Origin of the sequence: Methylocella tundrae, assembly GCF_901905185.1 — a bacterium.
Classification (GTDB): domain Bacteria; phylum Pseudomonadota; class Alphaproteobacteria; order Rhizobiales; family Beijerinckiaceae; genus Methylocapsa; species Methylocapsa tundrae.
The window spans coordinates 1-2,904 of record NZ_CABFMQ020000111.1 but is presented as its reverse complement, the minus strand read 5'-3'; the positions used below and the strand labels follow the sequence as shown (position 1 = coordinate 2,904).

The following is a 2,904-nucleotide window of genomic DNA, read 5'->3' as shown; positions in this document are numbered from 1 at the left end:
TCGGGGGACCGCCGCCACAACCGAGCCTGCCGGCCATCAGACAAGCCATTCTCGACCTCTTCGCACGGCCTCCACCCAGACGATGCCCCCACTGTGAGAAACTCATCGCCGACGCCGTCGAACCAAAAGTGCCAAAGTAGTGCTAGAGGTGCAACTCATTTTGCGGCTCAGCCTCCTGAGAAAAAGAGATCGCGCCTCCTGATAATCCAATGTCCGCACCCAGCAAGTATTTTTTCTCTGCTCTACGCTGGACTCCTACGACGGCTAAAGCCGCCCGGTCACGCACGGTGTCAGAAGCATCCTTTTTGGCAGCCATATGCGTTCCTATCGCTCCTTGCCGCGGATGCAGGATTATGCGATTAATTATTCGCATTCGCTATTCGCGTTTCCGGCGAGGAGTTTATGGCAAGTCGTGTGGCGCTAACCTCACGCAAAGAGCCGAAGCAAGGTCGCTCCCGGCAGATGCGCGATGACATTTTGACAGCGAGTATTCGCGTTTTGCGAAAGGAAGGTCCCCTTCGCTTCACAACGTGGCGAGTCGCCGAGGCTGCCGGGATTAGCGTGGGTTCGCTCTATCAATATTTTCCCAACAAGCACGCGTTGGTATTTGCCATTCACTCCCGGACGGTCGAACTGGCTTGGATTGAGGTCCAGCGAATCTTGGACCACGATCGGTGGGTTGCTAGGGAGAAGATAAGGCGGGTGGCGCAGCTCTTTTTTTCGCTGAATCTGATGAAGTGAGGGAAATGGGAGCTGCGCTCAAAGACACTGAAATATTTTTTGAAGAAGAGGCAGAACATAGTGCCATAAAGCAGATTATTTTCGACCGTTTCTAAACTTTCTTAAAGATAGCCTTCCCCAGGAAACATCGATAGATCGCGTGAACTTTTGCACCCAAATGCTTCTGACGGTCATTGAGCAAGTCGGTAGAGAGGTCGCCACCCTCAAACTCCCGCGAGATGGTGTCGATCAGTGGGCACAAGCCTGTGCGGATATGATCGCTGACTATCTAGGGCTGCCGTAGTCTTAGAGAGGTCGAATGGATTTGGAGAGCTTCGCCAAGATCGCGGCGCTGACTTGGCAATGCGTGAACGAGAAAGACGCCGGGCGGAAAAGTCCTGAAGGCAGTCGAGCATGGCGCTGGGGCGCGGTGACCGCCAACCTCCAGATGAGCAGCGTTCAGCCATCCAGCCAAGCGCCAAGGCCGTCCAGCGTCTGCAGCCCGTACTCCACCGCGCCGAAGCCGACGACAACCTGGCGTCGTTCGCGGCTTGGGTGAAGCTGGCGCATTGTCAGCACGGTCTTGCCGTCGGTCTGCTCATCGAAGGAAATCGTCATGTAGAAGCGTTCCGGGTCGTTGGGGTCCGGGGTACCATAGTCCACCACGATCAGCTCGTTGGACACGATCTTCAAGAAGCGCATGAGATTGGGAAAGCGCTGCTCGTGGCCTTCGAACATGCCCACCATGTCGAAGCGCCACTCCCCGCCCTCGCGGATGTCAGCATGGTGGTTCTCAATGCTCAGACCAACCGGGCCATACCATTGCGCCAGCGCTTCCGGGTCCATCCAAGCGGCGAAGACCTTATGACGCGGGTGCTTCAGCACCTTGACGAGCACGATCTCACGGTCCAGCGACCAGGTCTCAAACAGCTTTTCCATCATCGTTCTCTTCCGTCTTGTCCAAATAGGCTTCCAGCCGGTCGAGCCGCCCGGCCCAGCGTTGGCGCTCGGCTTCCATCCAGTTGGCCGCTTCCTCGAAGCGCGCTCGCTCCAATCGGCACCAGCGGCTGCGCCCGCGCTTCTCGCTGGCGATCAATCCGCAATCTTCCAGCACCCTGAGATGCTGGGCGAAGGAGGGCAGCGCCATGTCGAAAGGCTCGGCCAGTGCGGTCACCGGCAGCTCGCCCTCGACCAGCCGCGACACCACCGCGCGGCGGGTCGGGTCGCTGAGGGCGTGAAAGGCGAGGTCGAGAGGGGTCGAGTGGTAGGGCATATAGCTCGGTAAAGCGGCTGCGCGTCCGGGTCAACGATAAAAAGGCACTTGCCTTAGTGTTTCACTGCAATTATGAAGGCGACTACCTTAGTATTTGGGAGCGCTCCAATGGCAGTTCGTGTTGATCTTCTCGTCTCGCTCGATGGTTTCGCAACGACGAGGGACCAGACGCCTGAAAACCCGTTCGGCCCCGACTGGTCACGCCTGGTCGGTGCCTATGTCGCCACAAGGACGTTCCAGGAGCGCGTGCTCAAGGACACCAGCGGCAAAGGCACCACAGGCATGGACGACGAGTATGCGAAGGATTACTTCGCCAACATTGGCGCCGAGATCATGGGGGCCGGTAAGTTCGGGCTGCACAACTTTCCAGGTGATCCGAATTGGAAAGGGTGGTGGGGCGACGAGCCGCCATTTCACTGCCCGGTCTTCGTCCTGACGCACACGCCGCGGCCTTCCATCGAGATGGCTGGAGGCACCACGTTCCACTTCCTCGCGGCCGCCCCGGTTGATGCGTTGCAGCGCGCAGAGAAAGCCGCAAACGGCAAGGATGTTCGGATAGGCGGCGGACCAACCATGGTCCGCGACTTTCTCAAGGCCGGACTTGTGGACCGCCTCCATGTCGCCATTGCTCCAATTCTGCTGGGCAGGGGCATACGCCTTTGGGATGAGTTGCGCGGGTTAGAGGCTGGTTACACCGTCAAGGCAGATGCGGCCGAGAGTGGGACCGTCCACCTCACGTTCCAGCGCTAGCCACGAGCCAGCGGCTTACGGCGGTCAAGCGTTCCGGAACGTGTCAACGACTTTGAGACAGCCGGCGTTTGAATTTAAGCTTGGATTTGTAGCCTTTTGGTTGGCGGGTTGATCCAGGCTGCGGTTGGTTTGAGAGGCGGTTCCGGCGGCTTTTTGACGAA

The 2,904-nt window shown here is 58.4% G+C and carries 5 protein-coding genes; 2 read left to right on the top strand and 3 right to left on the bottom strand.

Going from position 1 to position 2,904, the window contains the following annotated elements:
• Positions 1-142: 142 nt before the first annotated feature.
• Positions 143-316 (bottom strand): hypothetical protein, encoded by a 174-nt coding sequence (locus tag MPC4_RS17180; RefSeq protein ID WP_174513600.1) that lies wholly within the window; start codon positions 314-316, stop codon positions 143-145.
• Positions 317-402: 86 nt separating this feature from the next.
• On the opposite strand from MPC4_RS17180, the gene MPC4_RS17175 reads away from it, so the two are divergent.
• Positions 403-741, top strand: coding sequence for a TetR family transcriptional regulator (locus tag MPC4_RS17175; RefSeq protein ID WP_174513599.1), 339 nt, complete (start codon positions 403-405; stop codon positions 739-741).
• 438 nt (positions 742-1,179) lie between these two features.
• Here MPC4_RS17175 and MPC4_RS17170 read toward each other — a convergent pair whose 3' ends face one another.
• Entirely contained in the window at positions 1,180-1,659 is a 480-nt protein-coding gene (locus MPC4_RS17170) for an SRPBCC domain-containing protein (protein ID WP_174513601.1), read from the bottom strand.
• A complete protein-coding gene (locus MPC4_RS17165; protein ID WP_174513598.1) occupies positions 1,643-1,993 on the bottom strand; it encodes an ArsR/SmtB family transcription factor in 351 nt (116 codons plus the stop codon). Before MPC4_RS17165 ends, MPC4_RS17170 begins: the two co-directional genes overlap by 17 nt.
• A gap of 108 nt (positions 1,994-2,101) precedes the next feature.
• Here MPC4_RS17165 and MPC4_RS17160 point away from each other — a divergent pair, with 108 nt between their 5' ends.
• Positions 2,102-2,743, top strand: a complete 642-nt coding sequence (locus MPC4_RS17160) for a dihydrofolate reductase family protein (protein ID WP_174513597.1) — start codon at positions 2,102-2,104, stop codon at positions 2,741-2,743.
• The last annotated feature ends 161 nt before the right edge of the window (positions 2,744-2,904 follow it).